At 70.0% G+C, this 18,877-nt stretch carries 23 protein-coding genes and 1 tRNA gene; 2 read left to right on the forward strand and 22 right to left on the reverse strand.

Annotated features, from left to right (window positions below; genetic code table 11):
- Positions 1-63 precede the first annotated feature (63 nt).
- Positions 64-888 (forward strand): M48 family metalloprotease, encoded by an 825-nt coding sequence (locus ACQW02_RS14515; protein ID WP_431280626.1) that lies wholly within the window; start codon positions 64-66, stop codon positions 886-888.
- Positions 889-1,163: 275 nt separating this feature from the next.
- Here ACQW02_RS14515 and ACQW02_RS14520 read toward each other — a convergent pair whose 3' ends face one another.
- The 13 genes from ACQW02_RS14520 to ACQW02_RS14580 all read right to left on the reverse strand — a co-directional run bounded on the left by ACQW02_RS14520 (position 1,164) and on the right by ACQW02_RS14580 (position 10,346).
- On the reverse strand, positions 1,164-1,583 hold the full coding sequence (locus ACQW02_RS14520; protein ID WP_431280627.1) for a GlcG/HbpS family heme-binding protein: 420 nt from the start codon (positions 1,581-1,583) through the stop codon (positions 1,164-1,166).
- Entirely contained in the window at positions 1,580-2,374 is a 795-nt protein-coding gene (locus ACQW02_RS14525; RefSeq protein ID WP_431280628.1) for a D-glutamate cyclase family protein, read from the reverse strand. The genes ACQW02_RS14520 and ACQW02_RS14525 overlap by 4 nt, the downstream gene beginning before the upstream one ends.
- Positions 2,367-3,143, reverse strand: a complete 777-nt coding sequence (locus tag ACQW02_RS14530; protein ID WP_431280629.1) for an SDR family oxidoreductase — start codon at positions 3,141-3,143, stop codon at positions 2,367-2,369. The genes ACQW02_RS14525 and ACQW02_RS14530 overlap by 8 nt, the downstream gene beginning before the upstream one ends.
- Positions 3,134-4,573: a dihydropyrimidinase gene (hydA, locus tag ACQW02_RS14535; protein WP_431280630.1), complete on the reverse strand. Its 1,440-nt coding sequence runs from the start codon at positions 4,571-4,573 to the stop codon at positions 3,134-3,136. Before hydA ends, ACQW02_RS14530 begins: the two co-directional genes overlap by 10 nt.
- Positions 4,573-5,595, reverse strand: a complete 1,023-nt coding sequence (locus ACQW02_RS14540) for an ABC transporter substrate-binding protein (RefSeq protein ID WP_431280631.1) — start codon at positions 5,593-5,595, stop codon at positions 4,573-4,575. The genes hydA and ACQW02_RS14540 overlap by 1 nt, the downstream gene beginning before the upstream one ends.
- Before the next feature lie 81 nt (positions 5,596-5,676).
- A tRNA-Pro gene (locus ACQW02_RS14545) sits at positions 5,677-5,753 on the reverse strand.
- A gap of 60 nt (positions 5,754-5,813) precedes the next feature.
- A complete protein-coding gene (locus ACQW02_RS14550; RefSeq protein WP_431280632.1) occupies positions 5,814-6,314 on the reverse strand; it encodes a MerR family transcriptional regulator in 501 nt (166 codons plus the stop codon).
- The gene (locus ACQW02_RS14555; protein ID WP_431280633.1) at positions 6,311-6,658 is read right to left on the reverse strand and encodes an integration host factor subunit alpha; all 348 of its coding nucleotides are present in this window, start codon (positions 6,656-6,658) and stop codon (positions 6,311-6,313) included. The genes ACQW02_RS14550 and ACQW02_RS14555 overlap by 4 nt, the downstream gene beginning before the upstream one ends.
- A 164-nt stretch (positions 6,659-6,822) precedes the next feature.
- Positions 6,823-7,818 (reverse strand): beta-ketoacyl-ACP synthase III, encoded by a 996-nt coding sequence (locus ACQW02_RS14560; RefSeq protein WP_431280634.1) that lies wholly within the window; start codon positions 7,816-7,818, stop codon positions 6,823-6,825.
- A gap of 44 nt (positions 7,819-7,862) precedes the next feature.
- On the reverse strand, positions 7,863-8,867 hold the full coding sequence (plsX, locus tag ACQW02_RS14565; protein ID WP_431285905.1) for a phosphate acyltransferase PlsX: 1,005 nt from the start codon (positions 8,865-8,867) through the stop codon (positions 7,863-7,865).
- Positions 8,868-8,970: 103 nt separating this feature from the next.
- Complete coding sequence (gene rpmF / locus ACQW02_RS14570; RefSeq protein ID WP_431280635.1) at positions 8,971-9,174, reverse strand: 50S ribosomal protein L32; 204 nt, start codon at positions 9,172-9,174, stop codon at positions 8,971-8,973.
- 135 nt (positions 9,175-9,309) lie between these two features.
- Entirely contained in the window at positions 9,310-9,810 is a 501-nt protein-coding gene (locus ACQW02_RS14575; protein WP_431280636.1) for a YceD family protein, read from the reverse strand.
- Positions 9,807-10,346, reverse strand: coding sequence for a ubiquinol-cytochrome C chaperone family protein (locus ACQW02_RS14580; protein WP_431280637.1), 540 nt, complete (start codon positions 10,344-10,346; stop codon positions 9,807-9,809). The genes ACQW02_RS14575 and ACQW02_RS14580 overlap by 4 nt, the downstream gene beginning before the upstream one ends.
- 192 nt (positions 10,347-10,538) lie before the next feature.
- Here ACQW02_RS14580 and bamE point away from each other — a divergent pair, with 192 nt between their 5' ends.
- Entirely contained in the window at positions 10,539-10,976 is a 438-nt protein-coding gene (bamE, locus tag ACQW02_RS14585; protein WP_431280638.1) for an outer membrane protein assembly factor BamE domain-containing protein, read from the forward strand.
- Positions 10,977-10,993: 17 nt separating this feature from the next.
- Here the strand turns inward: bamE and ACQW02_RS14590 are convergent, their stop codons facing one another.
- From ACQW02_RS14590 to glyA, 9 genes are all read right to left on the reverse strand, one after another.
- Complete coding sequence (locus ACQW02_RS14590; RefSeq protein WP_431280639.1) at positions 10,994-12,175, reverse strand: MFS transporter; 1,182 nt, start codon at positions 12,173-12,175, stop codon at positions 10,994-10,996.
- 7 nt (positions 12,176-12,182) lie between these two features.
- Positions 12,183-13,154: a thiamine-phosphate kinase gene (thiL, locus tag ACQW02_RS14595; protein ID WP_431280640.1), complete on the reverse strand. Its 972-nt coding sequence runs from the start codon at positions 13,152-13,154 to the stop codon at positions 12,183-12,185.
- Between the two features lie 6 nt (positions 13,155-13,160).
- Positions 13,161-13,691 (reverse strand): transcription antitermination factor NusB, encoded by a 531-nt coding sequence (gene nusB, locus ACQW02_RS14600; RefSeq protein ID WP_431280641.1) that lies wholly within the window; start codon positions 13,689-13,691, stop codon positions 13,161-13,163.
- Entirely contained in the window at positions 13,688-14,173 is a 486-nt protein-coding gene (ribH, locus tag ACQW02_RS14605; RefSeq protein WP_431280642.1) for a 6,7-dimethyl-8-ribityllumazine synthase, read from the reverse strand. The genes nusB and ribH overlap by 4 nt, the downstream gene beginning before the upstream one ends.
- Entirely contained in the window at positions 14,170-15,297 is a 1,128-nt protein-coding gene (gene ribB, locus ACQW02_RS14610; RefSeq protein ID WP_431280643.1) for a 3,4-dihydroxy-2-butanone-4-phosphate synthase, read from the reverse strand. The genes ribH and ribB overlap by 4 nt, the downstream gene beginning before the upstream one ends.
- Positions 15,294-15,905, reverse strand: a complete 612-nt coding sequence (locus ACQW02_RS14615) for a riboflavin synthase (RefSeq protein ID WP_431285906.1) — start codon at positions 15,903-15,905, stop codon at positions 15,294-15,296. Before ACQW02_RS14615 ends, ribB begins: the two co-directional genes overlap by 4 nt.
- A gap of 3 nt (positions 15,906-15,908) precedes the next feature.
- Complete coding sequence (gene ribD, locus ACQW02_RS14620; RefSeq protein WP_431280644.1) at positions 15,909-16,994, reverse strand: bifunctional diaminohydroxyphosphoribosylaminopyrimidine deaminase/5-amino-6-(5-phosphoribosylamino)uracil reductase RibD; 1,086 nt, start codon at positions 16,992-16,994, stop codon at positions 15,909-15,911.
- Between the two features lie 2 nt (positions 16,995-16,996).
- Positions 16,997-17,455: a transcriptional regulator NrdR gene (gene nrdR / locus ACQW02_RS14625; protein WP_431280645.1), complete on the reverse strand. Its 459-nt coding sequence runs from the start codon at positions 17,453-17,455 to the stop codon at positions 16,997-16,999.
- Between the two features lie 113 nt (positions 17,456-17,568).
- Positions 17,569-18,861 (reverse strand): serine hydroxymethyltransferase, encoded by a 1,293-nt coding sequence (gene glyA / locus ACQW02_RS14630; protein WP_431280646.1) that lies wholly within the window; start codon positions 18,859-18,861, stop codon positions 17,569-17,571.
- Between the last annotated feature and the right edge of the window lie 16 nt (positions 18,862-18,877).

Genomic DNA, 18,877 nt, shown 5'->3' on the forward strand with positions numbered 1-18,877 from the left:
CGCGATGCCCATTCGCCGCCGCGGCGATGAATCCTCCCCTACGATTCACGCAAGCCAGGTGCTATGCGCCGCACCGCCTTGGCGGGATCGGTGCTGAACATGCGGAGTGGATGGGCGAGGGCCGCCATCGCGGCGGCGGCGATGCTGCTGGCGGGTTGCGACGACCCGCTGACGCCGCCCGTGCCCGACCGTGCCGCGATCGACGCGGCACGACGCGAAATCGCGCAAAGCCAAGCGCCGCGCCCGATTGGGCGTGGCCTGCCGGCCGAACGCGCGATGCTGCAACGCGTGGCGGGGCGGCTGACGCAGGCGGCGCAACCCTTCTGCCAGGCCGAGCTGCGGCGCGGCTGCGCCTTCGTCGTGGACCTGGCCGATCAGCCCCAGGCCAATGCCTTCGCCACCGGCCGCAACCAGGTGGTCGTCACCACGGGCATGATGCGGCTGCTCGAAAACGAGGACGAGTTGGCCGCCGTCGTCGCGCATGAATTCGCCCACCACATCGCCGAACACATTTCCGAGGGCAGCTGGCGCACCCAGGTCGGCGCACTCGCAGGTGCCGCCGCCGGCGCGATCGCGACCGAGGCGCTGGGCATCGATATCGGCCTTGAACGAATCGGCGCCCAGGCCGGGGCGCAAGCGGGCCGCCTGTCCTTCTCCAAGGCGGATGAGCGGGAGGCCGACTACCTCGGCGCCTATATCATGGCGCGCGCCGGCTTCGACCTGGCCCGGGCCGGCACCATCTGGGCCAAGCTGAGCCATCTGTCCGGCCGGGGCACGACGTCCCTGCTGGACAGCCACCCGGCCGGGCCGGAACGCCTCGCCACCTGGCGCCAGACGGTCGAGGAAGTCCGCGCCAGCCGGGACGGCGTGCCGCGACGCGACAGGTAGAGGCTGCGGAGTATTGGGGTGTTGCGCCGTGGATGGGGCTCCGCCCCCTCCATACCACCCCCGCCAGGGGCCGCCGCCCCTGGACCGGCGCGATGTATTGGCTAAATAAAGGGAGGGGCATCAAGGTCGCGCCATTGATGCAACGCGCTCCATGCCCCTCCCTTTATTTTTGCCAAACGCCGTGGGTTCCAACGGGCCACGGCCCCTTGGTGGGGATAGCTTGAAAGGGGCAAAGCCCCTTTCAAAGTGCAACATCCCCAATACTCCGCAGCCCGCTACGCGGCCAAACCCACCGCCGCCAAGGCGGCCGCCGCGACGTCTCGGTCCTGGTCGCCGGTCCCTGAGCCAACCCCGATCCCGCCGACCAGCACGCCATCGACGATGATCGGCAGCCCGCCCTTGAGGTTCGTGTTGCGCCCATCGGTGGCGACGGCGAGCTTGATCTCCGATTCGGCGGGGGCCGTGCCGGTGGGCTTGCCCGATGCGGCGGCGGTCGCAGCCTTGGCCTGGCAGCTTGGGATCGACAGCACCTTGGCGCCGTCCATCCGGCAGAAGGCCAGCAGGTTCGCGCCCTCATCCACCACGGCGATGCATTGCGGCACGCCCATCGCATCGGCCGCCCTCACCGCCGCCTCCAGGATCAGCATCGCGCCGGCATGGGTCAGTTTGCTGCTGCTGCGGGTCAGTGCGGTCACGTCACGTTCTCCGGAAGGTCTGTGACCAGCATGGCACCGGGGGCGTGGCTGGCAAACGGCACGCCCGCGCCCTCCAGCGCCATCAGGGCGGTCAGGCCGCAGGCCCAGAACAGGGCTTCCTCCCCCGCGCAGCATGGCAAGGGCTCGCCCCAATCCGGATGGTCGGGGGCGGTGATGCCCAGCACGGCGGGGTCGCCGCGATGCAGCGGCGCGCCGTGGCTGCGCGGCAGGGCGGCGGTGATCTCGATCACGCGCGGCACGTCGGGTTTGGCGAAGGGGCGCATCGACACGACGACCGGTCCCTTGAAGCGGCCGGCCGGAACGGTGTCGCGGGTGGTGCGGAACAGCCCGCCCTGCACGCCGAGTTCGGCATGGCGCATGCGGATGCCGGCCGCGGCGATCGCGGCCTCCGCACCAAACCAGCAGCCGATGGCGAAAGGCACGAAATCGGACCGCCAGTCCTGGCGCAGATGGGCGACGTGCTGCGGCGGCTCGCCGGGGGTATGCAGCAGATAGGCCGGCAGGTCGGTTCGCACATCGATGCCGGCACCCAGGCTCGGCAGGGCCGGGTCGCCCGCCCGCCCGATGGCGAGCAAGGGGCAGGCCTGGCTATTGGCGCGGACGAAGGCTGCGAATTCATCGGCCACGGTCGCCGGCACCAGGAAAAGGTTGGCCTGCACAAAGCCGCGGGCGCGGCCGACGGTCAGCCCATTCCAGCCGGCGCGGGCCGCGGCACGCAGCATGCTGCCCGTTTCGCCGCCGGGCCTGTCATTCACCGGGCCATCACACATGGCGCACGATCCCCCCGTCCACCCGCAACACGGCACCCGTCATGTAGGAGGCGCATCCGCTGACGGCGAAGGCCGCGGCGGCCGCGATCTCCGCCGGTTCGGCGTAGCGGCCCATCGGGATGCTGGCGTGGGACCGGGCGCGGATGATGGCCACGTCCACACCCTCACGCGCCGCGGCGGCCGCGTCGGTCAGGTGCACGCGCTCGGTGCCGACGCGGCCGGGCATCAGGCAGTTGACGGTGATCCCTTGTGTCGCGACCTCACCGGCCAGGGTTTTCGACCAGGCGATCACCCCGGCGCGCAGGGTATTGGAGATCCCCAGCACCGGGATCGGCTGCACCGCCCCGGTCGAGACCACCGTCAGCACCCGCCCCCAGCCCGCCGCCCGCATCGCCGGCAGGAACAGGTCGGTCAGCCGGATGATGGACAGCACCATGCCGCGGAACGCGCTGTCCCAATCGGCAGGGTCGCGCCCCAAGGCACCGCCATAGGCCGGGCCGCCGGTGTTGTTCACCAGGATCTCCGGCGCCCCGAATTGTTCCGCGACCTCGGCGGCAAAGCCGTCCAGCCCGGAGGTGTCGTCGAGGTCGAGTGGGAAGGCCATCGCCCCAGGCCCCAACCGCGCGACCGCCTCGGCCGAGGCCGCCTGGTCGCGTGCGGCGATGGCGAGCACGGCGCCTTCGGCCGCCAGCGCCTCGGCGATGGCCAGCCCCATGCCGCGATTGCCGCCCAGCACCAGCGCGCGGCGGCCCTTGATCTTCAGGTCCATTGGCCGGCCTCCGCGCCCCAGGCCGCCGAAAGCCCCTGTTCCAGGAAACGCCCGCGGCCCGGCGACGCATGCAGCGCGCCATCGGCGACGATCACTTCGCCGCGCGACAGCACGGTCTCCGGCCAGCCACGCAGGACCATGCCCTCATAGGGTGTGTAATCGACGTTGTGGTGCAGCAGGGCGTTGGTGACGGTGGTCGTGCGGTCGGGGTTCCACAGCACCAGGTCGGCATCGGCGCCCACCGAGACCCGCCCCTTCCCCGCCAGCCCATAGAGCCTGGCGTTGTTCGTCGCGGTCATCGCGACGAAGCGGGTCAGCGGAATGCGGCCGGTCATGACGCCCTCGCTGAACAGCAGCGGCAGCCGAGTCTCCAGCCCCGGGATGCCGTTGGAGACTTTCCGGAAAGGCGGATTGGGTCCGGCGATGAGCTTGCCCTGCGCGTCGAAGCGATAGGGCGCGTGGTCGGAATTGATCAGGTCGAAGGCGCCATCCTCGATCCCGCGCCAGATCGCGCGCTGGCTGGCGGTGTCGCGCGGGGGTGGGCTGCACATGACCTTGGCACCCTCCATGTCCGGCGCGTCGAGGTCGCCGGCCGTCAGGAAGAGGTATTGCGGGCAGGTCTCGGCCCAGACGCGCAGGCCCCGCGCGCGGGCGCGGATGATTTCGTCCAGCGGTTCGGCGCCGGAGACATGCACGATGACGATGGGCACCTCCCCCACGAGTTCCGCCAGGGTCAGCGCGCGATGCGTCGCCTCCCGCTCCACCGGCAAGGGGCGGCTTTGCGCGTGATGCTGCGGGCGGGTGTCGCCGCGCGCTTCGAGCCGTTCGGCGAGCCAGGCGATCGCCTCGTGATTCTCCGCATGCACCAGCACGACGGCGCGCTGGTCGCGCGCGACCTGCATCACATCCAGCATCTGGCGGTCGCTGATCCGCATCGCGTCATAGGTCATGTAGACTTTTAGGCTGCGGCAGCCCGCCGCGATCAGCGCGGGCAGTTCCTGGCCCAGCACCGCCGGCGTCGGGTCGCTGACGACCAGGTGGAAACTGTAATCCACCACGGCATGGCCGGTCGCCCGCGCATGGTAATCCGCGACCGCGGCGCGCAACGACGTGCCGCGATGCTGCACGGCGAAGGAGATGGTGGTCGTCGTGCCGCCGAAGGCCGCCGAAATCGTCCCGCTGCGAAACCCATCGGCCATCATCGCCCCCGCCGAGGCCAGCCCCGGTGCCTGCGCTTGGTCGATATGGACATGTGCGTCGATCCCGCCGGGCAGCACGATCTTGCCGCCGGCATCGATCTCCCGCCCACCGCTGCCGAGCGGCAGGCGTTCGGAGAGCGCCACGATGCGCCCCCCGGTCACCCCGATATCCGCGGAAAAAACCTCCGCGGCGGTGGCGATGGTGCCGCCGCGGATCACCAGGTCGAACATCACACGGGGACGCGGCGAATCGCGGCGTCGGGCAGGAAGGCGGCGTCGAACAGCCCCGCGGGCGTGACCGGCGGCGCCAGACCGAAGGCGGCGCTGACGGTGGCGCACATCTCGGCGATGCGGTCCGGACGCACGCCGCCCAGGCCATCGGCGCGGGATTCGTCGGTGACCAACTGGTTGTTGATCAGCCAGCGCAGGCGTTCGGTTTCCAACGGCACCTCGATCAGCGCCTCCCGCTTGCCGAGTGCCGCCGCGGCGGCGGCCGGGTCGGCGATGGCGGCCTGCCAGCCGCGGGCGGCGGCGGCGGTGAAGCGGCGCACCGCGTCGGGGTTCGATTCGAGCAGCCGCTTCGAAGCGATCAGCCCATTGCCGTAGAGCGGCATCCCCGCATCGGCGAAATACAGGAACTTGATATCCGCCGCCCGCGCGCCGTTGCGGGTCAGCCCGAAGAACATGGTGCTGTCGAAGCCGAGAATCGCCTCCGCATCGCCACGCAGCAGCATCGCCTCGCGCAGTCGCAGATCGCCATACTGCCAACGGATCGTGCTGGCATCGATCCCGGTGCGCGCGGCGTAGGCGGGGAACAGGCGATAGGCCCCATCGGTCAGCGCCGCGCCGATGCGCTTGCCGACCAGGTCGGCCGCACTGTTGATGTTGGCGCGCGCGAAGGACGCGGCGCAGAGCGGCGACCGGTAATACAGCATGTAGACGCAGCGCGCGGCGGCGGCGGGGTTCTTGCCGTTGAAGTCCAGCAGCACGCCAAGATCGGCGATGCCCATGTCGTAGGTGCCCGATCCCACGCGTGTCACAGCCTCACCCGACCCACCGGAGGGGTCGAACTGCACCCGTACCCCGGCCTCGCGAAACCAGCCGCGTTCCTCGGCCAGGAAGAAGGCCGCGTTCGAACCATCGAGCGGGGCGGCCAGCGAGAACTTGATATCCGTCAGCGCGGGCTGGGCGCGAACCACGGCGGGAATCGCCAGGCTGGCGGCGACGATGCTGCGGCGGGTGATGGTGGACACGATTGCCTCCTCGGACGGATGCCGGGGGAGACGCAAGTTGTGGGCCACAGCCGGGGGTTGTCGAGGGGTATTCCTGGGAAATGGTCGGAGTGGCGGGATTCGAACCCACGACCCCTTGTCCCCCAGACAAGTGCGCTACCAGGCTGCGCCACACTCCGATGGCTGCGCGATACCACCCCAGGCTTCCGGGGGCAATCGCGTCACGGCCGATGGTTTGACTAAACCGCCGCGGCGCGCAGATCGGCGATGATGTCCTCGATCTCGGCGATCGCCATCCGCAAGGCGGCGGCGCGCCGGTCGGCGGGTGTTTCCGGCGCGGGCAGCGGCAATTCCAGCGTTTCGGCCGGCGCGGCGGGTTCCGGCAACTCGCCGTCGCGCAACAGGCGCTGCACGCCCTTGATCGTGTAGCCCTGCGTGTAGAGCAGGTCACCGACCCGCTTGAGCAGGCCGATATCCTCCGGCCGGTAGTAGCGGCGCCCGCCGCCGCGCTTCAGCGGCTTCAACTGCGGGAACTTCGTCTCCCAAAAGCGCAGGACGTGCTGCGGAATGTGCAGATCCTCGGCGACCTCGCTGATGGTGCGAAACGCCGTGGCGGCCTTTTTCGCGCGCGGGCGGGCATCGGAATCGGACGCCGGGTCGGGTTGGGCGAAGGTCAGCAGACCATCGCCCCCGTCTTCACCCCCGACATCGCCGTCCTCCTCGTCCGGGACCTCGTTCATGTCACGGCCTTGAGGATCGGCGGCTTGCGCGCCGGCGGCTTGGCGAGTTTCGCATTCAGCCGCGCCTTCAGCGCCTGGCTTGGCCGGAAGGACAGGACCCGGCGGGGGGAGATCGGCACCTCGACCCCGGTCTTTGGGTTGCGGCCGATGCGGGTGCCCTTCTCCCGCACGAGGAAGGTGCCGAAGGCCGCGATCTTGACCTGCTCGCCCGATTCCAGCGCCGACGCCATGGCGTCGAGCACGGCTTCCAGCAAAGCGGCGCTTTCATTGCGGGACAGCCCGACCGCCGCATAGATGGCTTCGGCCAACTGCGCCCGCGTCAGTGTCTCCGGCTCCGCGTCCATTCCCACCAAATCTCCCGACAACCCATTCAAGCACTTAGGAAACCGGGATCGGTGACGGCCGTCAACCGGCGGGTTGTGGGGGGTCGCGGCGGGTTTCCTTCAAAATGAAGGAAAGCACCGCAGATCATTGATTAAAAAGAAAAGCACTGGCCCGTCGGTGGGTATCAGAAGCGCGCGAGTGCCGCGCCCCATGTCAGCCCGCCGCCAATCGCCTCCATCACCACCAGGTCGCCGGTCTTGATCCGCCCGTCGCGGGTCGCCTCGGCCAGGGCCAGGGGGATGGATGCGGCCGAGGTATTCGCGTGCCGGTCCACCGTCACCACGACACGTTCCGGCGCCAGGTGCAGCTTGCGGCCCATCGCCTCGATGATGCGCAGATTGGCCTGGTGCGGCACCAGCCAGTTCACATCCTCATGCGTCAGCCCGGCGGCGACCAGCGCCTCATCCACCGCCGCGGCAAGCTTGCCGACGGCGTGGCGAAACACCTCGCGCCCCGCCATGCGGACCACGCCCTGCGGCGATCCGGCCGGCGCGCCGGCGATATCGACATGCAGCAGGTCGCCAAAGCGGCCGTCCGAATGCAGATGGGTGCCCAACACACCGCGATCGTCGGCGCTGCCTTCGCCGTCCCCTGCCCGCAACACCACCGCCCCGGCCCCGTCGCCGAACAGCACGCAGGTGCCGCGGTCGGTCCAGTCCAGGATTCGGGTGAAGACCTCCGCCCCGATCACCAGCGCGGTGCGCGCGGCCCCGGTGCGGATCAGGCTGTCGGCGACGCCCAGCGCATAGACGAAGCCGGTGCAGGCCGCCGCGACATCGAAGGCGAATCCGCCCGGCACGCCAAGCTTCTGCTGGATCCGCACGGCCGTCGCGGGAAAGCCGCTGTCCGGCGTCGCGGTCGCGACGATGATCAGATCGACTTCCGACGCATCAACGCCCGCCTGGGCCAAGGCCTCCCGCGCCGCGGCGGCGCCGAGGTCGGAGGCCAGTTCATCGGGGGCCGCGACATGGCGCTGCCGGATGCCGGTGCGCTCCGTGATCCAGGCGTCGGTGGTGTCGAGTCCATACGCCGCCGCCAGTGCGTCGTTGCTCAGCACCATCGTCGGCAGATAGCCGCCGGTGCCGATGATCTGCGACCGGCGGACGGACGAGTTGCGCATCAGGGAAGCCGGATCACAGGCAGAGCCTCAAAAAAAAGGGAATGTCAGGCGGCCGACGCGGCGGCGCGCTGCGCGGCCAGGCGGGACAGGCCTTCGCGAATGCGATCGTTGAACCGATGGGTCACCATGTCCATCGCCACATCCATGGCATGGGCGAAGCCCAGGGCATCGGCGCCGCCATGGCTTTTCACCACGACCCCGCGCAGGCCGATCAGCACCGCGCCATTGTAGCGCCGTGGGTCCAGCCATTCGCGCAGGCGATCGAGCGCCGGCCGAGCCAGTAGATAGCCCATGCGGGCCGGCACGCTGCTGGTGAAGACCTGGCGCAGCAATTCGCGCACTAGGCGAAGGGCGCCCTCACCCGTCTTCAGCGCCACATTGCCCGTAAAGCCGTCGGTCACGACCACATCGACGGTGCCGGCGGCGATGTCATGGCCTTCGACAAAGCCGCGGAATCCGGGGCCGATATGGCTCTCGCGCAGGATCTCGGCAGCCTCGCGCACGCGATCGTCGCCCTTGAGTTCCTCGGACCCCACGTTCAGCAGCCCGACCGAGGGGCTGGTCAGCCCCAGCACCGCGCGCGCAAACGCATCGCCCATGACGGCGAATTGCACGAGGTTGCGGGCGTCGCACTGCACATTGGCGCCGAGGTCGAGCATCACGACATCGCCGCGCGCCGAAGGCCCGATGGCGGCCAGCGCCGGCCGGTCGATCTCGGGCAGGGTTTTCAGCACGATCTTGGCCAGCGCCATCAAGGCGCCGGTATTTCCGGCCGAGACGATGCCCTGCGCCTCACCACTCGCGACCGCGTCGATCGCGAGCCGCAAGGAGGATCCGCGCACCCGCAGCGCCTGCGTCGGCTTCATGTCGCCAGGGATCGATTCGGCGGCGTGGCGCAGTTCGCAGGCACGCAAGGCGCGCTTGCGAGTCGCCAGCATCGGCGTCAGCCGTGCCGCGTCACCCACCAGCAGGAACCGCGCGTGCGGATGCCGTTCGGCCGCCAGTTCAAGCCCGTCGAGGATGCTTTCGGGGGCGTTGTCGCCACCCATCGCATCCACGGCGAGGTCGAACACCACCCCAACGCCAACCCCAGGGGGTTGGCTGCCGCCGTCGGGCACCGCCGCTGCCTTGGAGGTCACCCTGACCGGGCGTTCAGGCGCGGACCGAGGCCTTGAGAGCCTTGCCGGCCGCGACGACCTCACGCCCGTCATAATGCCCGCAATGCGAGCAGATATGATGGGGGCGCTTCAGCTCACCGCAGTTGGAGCATTCCGTATGCGCCTCGACCGTGATCGCCTGATGGCTACGGCGCATGCCGCGGCGGGAGGGCGAAACCTTTTTCTTGGGAACGGCCATGGTGCCGGGCCTCTTCTTTCGTCTGTAAAACCGATGTGGTCTGGAAGCGGCGCGAGGTAGCACCCGACACCCGCGGGCGCAAGGCGCAGCGCGCGCCGCGGTTGCGTTCTTGTGACAAGGCTGGCCGCCGGGCCGCTATTGCGGCGTCCCGCGCAGCCGCGAAAGGCCCGCGAAGGGTCCGCTGTCGGCGTCGGTCGCGGCATCCGGCAGCACCGCCCCCTCCGCCCGCGGATAGGGGTCCAGCAGGAGCGCCAGGGTCTCCGCGGTGGCTTCGCCCAGGTCCATCACCTCCCGTTCGCAGGGGATGTCGTCCGGGGTCTCCGGGTCGTCGTCCGTCGGTTCCACCCCGGGTGGCAGGAAGCGCAGGCGCACCGTCTCCTCCACCCGCTGCGGCACGGGGTCGAGGGTGACGACGCATTCCTGCACGACATCGGCCAGGACCGTGACCTCGGCGACGATGCAGCCGGTTTCCTCCGGGCTCAGCCGCCACCGGGCGGTCAACGACGGCAGGTCGATCAGGCCGAGGCGCAGCGCCAGTGCCGCGCGCTCGGCGGGGCTGGCGGAGATCTCCACCACATGCCCAGGGGTCCGCACGGCAGAGAAGGGCAGCGGCCGGCTGAATTCGGGCGCGCTCATGCCGGGGTCTCCGGAAAGCTCGCCTGGCCGGCCAGAAAGCCCGCCAGCGGCTGGGTGGCGAGCAGGGCTGCCGCCCGGATCACGAAATCAGCCAAGGCGACCGGTCCCGCATCCGTGGCATCGGTGTGCCCACCATAGATATTGCGTGCCACGGCGGCGGCGATCCCAGCGGTGTCGCTGGAGTCGATGGCCGTCTCATAGGCCCGCATGCGCCCGTGCCAGGCCTCCCACAGCCCCTTCACGCGCTTGCCGACCGACATGTCGCCCACCCCCATCTCACGCAGGTTCACGTCCATGTCGGCGAACATGGCATCGAACACGGCCTGGCCGAGTTCGGCCCCGCGCGGGTCCGGATCGCTGCGCAGGCGGCGGATCAGCAGGGAGACATGCAGGGAGATAAGGTCGAACCGCCCGGCAAGCGTATCCGGCACGCCGAGCACGGCAAAGGCCCAGGGGCGCCGCGCGGCGGCGACCGCGGCGCCGTAGAGTTCGAAGCCAACCCGTTCATGCGGGCGGCGGCGCAGCAGGCCGAACAATGGGGCAGTCTCCGAAACGCGAGGTCGAGGTTGGCCGCCGGACCCGCCGTGGTTGACCGGGGGGCGGCGTGGTGGCACGCAGCGCAAATGGTCCGCCCCCGGTCTCCCGTCAACGCATCCGGCCGCCCGGCCAGGATGCCTGCCCTCGCACTCCTGCTGCTCGGCGTCGCCGTTCTGCCGGGATGCAACTCGATGCCGCTGTTCGCGGCACCGCCGGAGTCGCGCGGCCACTTCGTCGCGGCGTACCAATTGGCCGAGGTGGTGGTCGGGACCCATACGCGCGCCGATGTCCAGGCGCTGCTGGGCAGCCCGACGACCACGGCGACCTTCGACGATGACACCTGGTATTATATCAGTGCGGTGACCCGCCTGCGGCCGGCGCGCACGCCGGCGCTGGAGGACCAGCGGGTTGTCGTGGTGACCTTCGACCGGGCCGGCGTCGTGCAGGGGCTGCGGGAGTTGGAACGCCGCGACGGCCGCCAGATCGACTTCGTGTCGCGGGAAACCCCGGTGCCGGGCACCGACCGGACCTTCATGCAGTCGCTGCTCGGCAATATCGGGCGTCTTGGCGCGGGTCCCGGCGGCGGTGCCGCGCCCGGGCCCGGCAGCGGCACGGGCGCCGGCCGGTAATCGCCGCCCGGCCGGGTTCAGGCCGCCGCGGTGCCCACGGCCCGCTGGCGCCAAAGCAGCATCGCCACGACCGCCGCCATCGCTGGCAGCAGGGTCAGGTTCAGCGCGATCCAGCCCGCCTGGGCATGCACCAGGCCGCTGCCGAATGCGGTGCAGGCGACGGTGCCGAACACGATCAGGTCGTTCAGCATCTGGGCGCGAATACGCTCCTCGGGCGCATAGCTCGTCCCGAGCAAGGTGGTCGCCCCGGTGAACATGAAATTCCAGCCGAGCCCCAGGAAGATCAGCGCGATGCTGAAATGGCCAAAACTCTCCCCCGCCACGGCGACCGCGACGCAGGCGGCGTTCAGCGCGGCGCCGGCGATGATCACCCGCACCGCACCATAGCGGGCAATGATCCGCCCGGTGAAGAAACCGGGCGCGAACATCGCCACCGCATGCAGTTGGATGACGGTGGCACTGGCCCCGATGCCGAAGCCACAGGCCAGCATCTCCAGCGGCGTGGAGGTCATGGCCAGGTTCATCGTGCCATAGGCGACGGCGCCCGTGATCGCGGCCGTCAGGAAGGCCGGGCGGCGCAGGAAGGCGGTCAACGGCACGGCGATCTTTGGCCGCGCCGGCGGCGGCGGCAGTTCGGCGAAACTCAATAGCGCCAGGCAGACGACCGGCAGGGTCGCCAGGATCAGATAGGTGCCCATGAACAGGAAGCCGGGGATCAGGTCGCGCGTGTGCTTGACCAGTTCCGGCCCGGCGATCGCTGCCAGCACGCCGCCGGCCATCACCAGGCTGATCGCGCGGGGACGATAGGCGGGGGTCGCGACCTCGGCCGCGGCGAAGCGATAGTGCTGGCCGATGCCGAACCCCAGCCCGGCCGGAACGGCACCCAGGCAATAGAGCCAGAAATCGCCATGCCAGATGCCAAGGGCGAAGAGCAGCGACCCGGCCATGCCGCCGAGCGCACCGACCACGAAGCCGGCCCGCCGCCCCAATCGGCCGAAGATGATCCCGGCGGGAATCGAGGCCGCCATGGTCGCCAGCATCTGGAAGGCCAGCGGCAAGGTCGCCAAAGCCTTGTTCTCGGCCAGGGCGAAGCCGATCAGCGAGCCCATGGCCACCTGCCCGACGACCGAGGCGTTCTGCAAGGCCTGGCACAGGAACAGCAGGCGGACATTGCGCAGCATGCGCCGGCTGTCGGTCACACTTGTATCAGAAATGACTCCATCCCCCCCGCGACAGGGGCATCTCGCCCCCATTCGCATCACGCACCGTCACATGCGCGGGGCCTTCGATGAAGCGACCGACGCGCGTGGCTGGGGTGCCCGACGCGGCGGCGGCGGCCTGGATGCCCGCCGCCGCCGAAGCAGGGGCCGCGAAGAGCAGTTCGTAGTCATCGCCCCCGGTCAGGCAGCGTGCGAGCAACCCGGGGTCCTCCGCCACCAGCCCGGCCGCGGCCGCCGACAGCGGCACCAGGGCCGCGTCCAGCACCGCGCCAACGCCGCCGGCACGGCACAGATGCCCCAGGTCCTGCACCAGCCCATCGGAGACATCCATCGCGGCATGGACCAAGCCATGCAGCCGCTGCCCGAGCGCCAGGCGCGGCTCCGGCAAGCGGTATCGCGCGGCCAGCGCTCCGTCCGCCGAGTCGGGCAGCCGCCCCTGCAACACCGCCAGCCCAAGCGTCCCATCGCCGATGCTGCCCGAGACCCAGATATCATCGCCCGCCCGCGCGCCCTGGCGCGTCAGGGCCGCGCCCGGGGCCACGGTGCCAAGAATGGTCAGCGACAGCGACATCGGCCCCGGCGTCGCGACGGTGTCGCCCCCCAACACCGCCAGGCCGAAACGCGACTGGTCTTCCAACAGCCCGCGCGCAAACCCCGCGATCCAGGCGTCGGTGGTGCCGTGTGGAAAGGCCGTGGTCATCAGGTAGCCGAGCGGCACCGCCCCCATGGCGGCCAGGTCGGACAGATTCACCCGCAGCAATTTGCGCCCGACGGTATCGGCCGGATCATCGGGCAGGAAATGCACCCCCGCGACCATGGCATCCGCGGCCAGGACCAGGGTTTGGCCGGCCGGCGGGTCCAGCAGCGCCGCGTCATCCAGCAGCGCCAGCGCCCCCGGCCCGGCAAGCGGGCGGAAATGCCGGGCGATCAGGCCGAATTCAGCCGGCGGTTCGGCCACGGCCGTTCAGCCGGCCGAGGCCGGCAATCCGAATTCGGCCGGGCGCAGATGGCGGGCCAGAGCGTCGAGCACGCCATTGGCGAAGCGCGGTTCCTCGCCGCCGAAGAACCCATGGGCGATGTCCATGTATTCCTTGATGATCACCCGCGCCGGGGGTTCGGTGCCCGACATCAGCTCGGCGGTCGCGGCCCGGAACATCGCCCGCAGCACCGGGTCCAGCCGGTGCATCGGCCAGCCGGCCGCCAGATGCGCCAGGATCACGGCGTCCACCGCATCGCCGCGCTGGGCCGCGCCCCGCACGATCGCGGCGAACAGCGGCACATGGGCTTCCGGCACCCGGCCATTCTCGAACCCGCCATCATCCGGATGCGCGGCCGGGTCGGCGCCCAGCCGGTGCTTCACGAACTGGTCGATGATGGTTTCGGCCGTATCGCCGGAGGCTTCGGACTGGAACAGTGCCTGCACCGCGGCCACCCGCGCGCCCGTGCGGGGACGGGCGGTGGAGGGCCGGTGCGGCGGTCGGGTGTCGGTTGTCATGAAAGATCCCAGCGGCGCCGCAAGCCGACCTGCCCCAACAGGGCCGCCATGGCTTCAGCACCCTTGTTGTGGCGGTCGGGCGCCGAACGCGCCTCGGCCTGGTCGATGCTCGCCACGGTCAGCAAGCCGAAGCCGAGCGCAGCCCCGGTATCGGCGGCAACCGACATGGCCCCGTCGCAGACGGCCTGGCAGATGAAGTCGTAGTGGTCGGTTTCACCCTTCACGACACACCCCAGCATCAAGACCCCGTCGTAGGCCGATCCGGCGCGCAGTGCCATGCGAAAGGCAGCGGGCAGTTCGAAGGCGCCCGCCACCTCAACGACATCCATCGCAGCACCTGGCTGGCCGGCCAGAAGGCCGCGCGCGCCATCCAGCATGCCGGTCACCACGTCCTTGTAGTAGGGCGCGATGATCGCCAGCAGGCGCAGCGGCGCGCCGGGCAGGATGGTGGCGGTGGGTTCGGGGGCGTCGGCGGTGCTCATGCCGCCCCCGGGCCGTAGCCGAGGGTTTCGACGACCTGCAGCCCATAGCCCTCCAGCCCGACGATCGGGCGGGGATGGTTCGACAGCAGGGTCAGTTCCTGCAGGCCCAGGTCGGCCAGGATCTGCGCCCCGATGCCGTAGTCGCGCAGTTCCGGCGCCGCGGCGCGGTCGCGCCCCTGGCGAATGGCCTCCGACAACCCGGTCGGGCGCCAGTCGCGCAACAGCACCATCACGCCCTCGCCCTCCTCCGCGATCCGGGCCATGGCCGCCTGCAGATCGGCGGAGCCCCGGCCGAAGACCATGTCCGGCACCAGCGATACGGCGTGCATGCGCACCTGCACCGCCCGGCCGGGGCCGGGCTCGCCCTTGACCAGGGCCAAGTGCTCGGTGCCGTCCAGCCGGTTGGCGTAGACGATGACGCGCCATTCCCCGCCGACCGGCAGGGTCATGCGGTTTTCCTCGACGCGGGTCACCAGGCGTTCGGTGCGGCGGCGATAGGCGATCAGGTCGGCGATCGTGCCGAGCTTCAGCCCATGCCGCTGGGCGAAGGCAACGAGGTCGGGCAGCCGCGCCATGGTGCCGTCGTCGTTCATGATCTCGCAGATCACGCCCGACGGGTTCAGCCCGGCCATGCGGGCGAAATCCACCGCGGCCTCGGTATGGCCGGCGCGGACGAGCGTGCCGCCTTCGCGCGCCATCAGCGGGAAGACATGGCCCGGGGTCACGATATGGTCGCGCCCGAGTTCGGTGTTGATGGCGACGGCCACGGTGCGGGCCCGGTCGGCGGCGCTGATGCCGGTGGTGACACCTTCCCGCGCCTCGATCGACACGGTGAAGGCGGTCTGGTGCCTGGTGCCGTTGGACTGGGCCATCAGCGGCAGGCCCAGTGCCTCGACCCGTGCGCCGGCCATGGCCAGGCAGATCAGGCCACGGGCGTGGCGCGCCATGAAGTTGATCGCATCCGGTGTCGCGAACTGGGCGGGAATCACCAGGTCGCCTTCGTTCTCGCGGTCCTCGTCATCGACCAGGATGAACATCTTGCCGCTGCGCGCCTCGGCCAGCAGTTCCTCGGTCGGCGCCAGGAAGTCGGCAAAGGTGGAGGTCTTGGTCTGGACCGGACTCATGACGTGAACTCTCCCAGGCGCGCGACGTAGCGGGCCAGCATGTCGATTTCGATATTGACCGGGTCACCGGCCCGCAGCCCGCCAAAGGTGGTGGCGCCGATGGTATGGGGGATGATGTTGACGCCGAAGCCCGTCCTGTCGGCCTCGTTCACCGTCAGCGACACGCCGTTCACCGCGACGCTGCCCTTGATGGCGACGAAACGGGCGAGTCCGTCGGGCAAGCGGAAGCGCCAGCGGACGGAGCCGTTTTCCGGCGTCAGCGATTCCACCTGGCCGACGCCATCGACATGGCCCGACACGATGTGGCCGCCCATTTCATCGCCCAGGCGCAGCGACCGTTCGAGGTTCAGGGCATCGCCCACCGCCCAGCCACCGAGCGTCGTTTTCGACAGGGTCTCGGCCGAGGCCTCCACATCGAAGCGGTCGGTGCCATAGGCGATGGCCGTCAGGCAGCAGCCCGAACAGCAGATCGACGCGCCCAAATCCGGGTGCCCGCCCTGGTCGAGCCAGCCGGGCGGGGTCGCGATCGTCAGGCGCATGTCCTGGCCGGCCCCGATCGGGGTGATGGCGGCAACGCGGCCCAGGCCGGTGATGATCCCCGTGAAAATCTGTCAGTCCTCCGTCAGCACCGCTTCGGTCAGCCAGTCATCCCCGACCGGGACCCTGGCGACGCGATGGAACATGGGCGCCGCCGCGAGCCCAGGAAGCCCCAGGGCCGCGATGGCAGGCAGGCCATCGGCGCCGATCACGCGTGGGGCATGGAACCAGGCGATCCGGTCCACCAACCCCGCCCGCAGCAGAGAGGCCGCGAGCATCCCGCCCCCCTCCGCCAGCACGCGGGTGATGCCCCTTTTGCCCAGGGCCCGCAACAGCGCGGCGGCATCCAGCCCCGGCCCTTCGGCGGTCTCCACGGTCAGGATCTCGGCGCCGCGCGCGGCCAGGGCGGCGGTATCGGCCCCGGGCGCGGTCGCGATCCAGACCGGATCATCGGCGGTGAACAGCCTTGCCGTCGCGGGGGTGCGGGCACGCGCATCGGCCACCACGCGCACGGTCGGCACGCCGGCGAAGCCCGCCAGGCGGCAATCCAGCGCGGGATCATCCGCCATCACCGTGCCGCTGCCGACCAGCACGGCATCGTGCCGCCCACGCAATGCATGCGCCATGCGACGGGCCGCGGGGCCGGTGATCCATTGGCTTTCACCGCTCGCGGTCGCGATCTTGCCATCCATCGTGGAGGCAAGTTTCAGCGTCACCAGCGGCAAGCCGGTCGCCTGGCGCTTGATGAAGCCGGCGTTCAGCGACGCGGCCTCATCCGCCAACAGCCCTTCCTCGACCACCACGCCCGCGTTGCGCAGGCGGGACAGGCCTTCGCCATCGACCCGCGGGTCGGGGTCGCGCAGGGCGACCACGACACGGGACACGCCCGCGGCGATCAGGGCGTCGGTGCAGGGCGGCGTGCGGCCCCAGTGGCAGCAGGGTTCCAAGGTGACATAGGCGGTGGCGCCGCGGGCCAAAAAACCGGCGCGCTTCAGCGCCTCCGTCTCCGCATGCGGGCGGCCGCCCGGCGCGGTCCAGCCGCGGCCGACCACCTGGCCATCGCGCACGATGACGCAACCGACCGAAGGGTTTGGCCAGACGTTCCCAAGCCCCCGCGCGGCCAGGGACAGGGCCGCACGCATATGCACCAAATCGGGCAAGCTCAGCCGCTCCCGTCCTCGATCTCGCCCAGGAAGTCGCGAAAATCCGAGGCCGCGCCAAAGTTGCGATAGACGCTGGCGAAGCGGACATAAGCCACTTCATCCACCTCCCGCAGCGCCGTCATGACGATCTCACCGATACGACGGGATGTCGTTTCGGTGTCGCTTTCCATTTCCAGGCGACGCTGGATGCCGGAGACGATGCGCTCGATCCGTTCCTCATCCACCGGGCGCTTGCGTAGGGCCACGCGCACGCTGCGCGACAGCTTGTCGCGGTCGAATGGGGCGCGGCGGCCGTCGCTCTTCACCACGACCAATTCGCGCAGCACCACACGCTCGAACGTCGTGAAGCGGTTGCCGCAGGCGGGGCAGAAGCGACGGCGGCGGATGGCGGCACCATCCTCCGCCGGACGGCTGTCCTTCACCTGCGTGTCCTCGCTGCCGCAAAAGGGACAGCGCATCGGGGCGACCTAGAGCATCATCCGTTCAAACGGAATCGTTTGAACGGATGAAGATGCTCGCAAAAACAACAAACTGGAGCATGTGTAGTGAGCCCTTGCGAACGGAACATGCTCTAGTTCGGGTAGATCGGGAAACGGGCGCAGAGGGCCTGGACCTCGGCCGCCACCGCCGCTTCGATCGCGCCATTGTCGCCGCCGGCCAGGCCGTCGACGACGCGGCCGATCATGCGCCCGACCTCGCGGAACTCTTCCTCCCGGAAGCCGCGGGTGGTCGCGGCCGGGCTGCCGAGGCGCACGCCGGAGGTGACCATCGGCTTTTCCGGATCGAAGGGGATCGCGTTCTTGTTGCAGGTCAAATGCGCCCGGTTCAGCGCGCCCTCGGCCGCCTTGCCGGTCACGCGCTTGGGCCGCAGGTCGACTAGGATCAGGTGGTTGTCGGTGCCGCCGGTCACGAGGTCGAAGCCCTCGGCCTTCAGCGCATCGGACAGGGCCGCGGCATTGGCGACGATCTGGCGGGCATAGGCACGGAATTCGGGGCGCAATGCCTCACCGAAGGCGACGGCCTTGGCGGCGATGACATGCATCAACGGGCCGCCCTGGAGCCCCGGGAAGACGGCGCTGTTGAATTTCTTGGCCAGCGCTTCGTCATTGGTCAGGATCATGCCGCCGCGCGGGCCGCGCAGGGTCTTGTGGGTCGTGGTCGTGGCGACATGGGCATGCGGGAACGGGCTGTCATGGGCGCCACCGGCCACCAGGCCGGCGAAATGCGCCATGTCGACCATGAAGATCGCGCCGACTTCATCCGCGATGGCCCGGAACCCGGCAAAATCCCAGGCGCGGGCATAGGCCGAGCCGCCGGCGATGATCAGCTTCGGCTTGGCTTCCAGGGCGATGCGGCGCACCTCCGCCATGTCGATGCGCTGGTCCTCGCGCCGCACGGTATAGGGCACCGGCTTGAACCACTTGCCCGACAGGTTGGCGGGCGAGCCATGGGTCAGGTGTCCACCGGCCGCCAGGTCCAGGCCCATGAAGGTATCGCCCGGCTGCAGCAGCGCGAGGAACACCGCCTGATTCGCCTGGGCGCCCGAATGCGGCTGCACATTGGCGAAGCCGCAGCCGAACAGCTTGGTGGCCCGCTCGATCGCCAGGGTCTCGGCGATGTCCACGTATTCGCAGCCGCCGTAGTAGCGCCGGCCCGAATAGCCCTCGGCATACTTGTTCGTCAGCACCGACCCCTGGGCTTCCATCACCGCGCGGGAGACGATGTTTTCCGATGCGATCAATTCGATCCCATCCTGCTGCCGGTGCAGTTCCTGCCCGACGCAGGCGGCGATGGCCGGGTCCGCCTCGGCCAGGGTGGCGCCGAAGAAGCGGTCAGGGGCGAGGCTGGGGGTCTGTTCGTTCATCGGGCTGGGTCCGTCG

It is taken from the genome of Humitalea sp. 24SJ18S-53 (genome assembly GCF_050632385.1).
In the GTDB taxonomy this organism is placed as follows: Bacteria; Pseudomonadota; Alphaproteobacteria; order Acetobacterales; family Acetobacteraceae; genus Humitalea.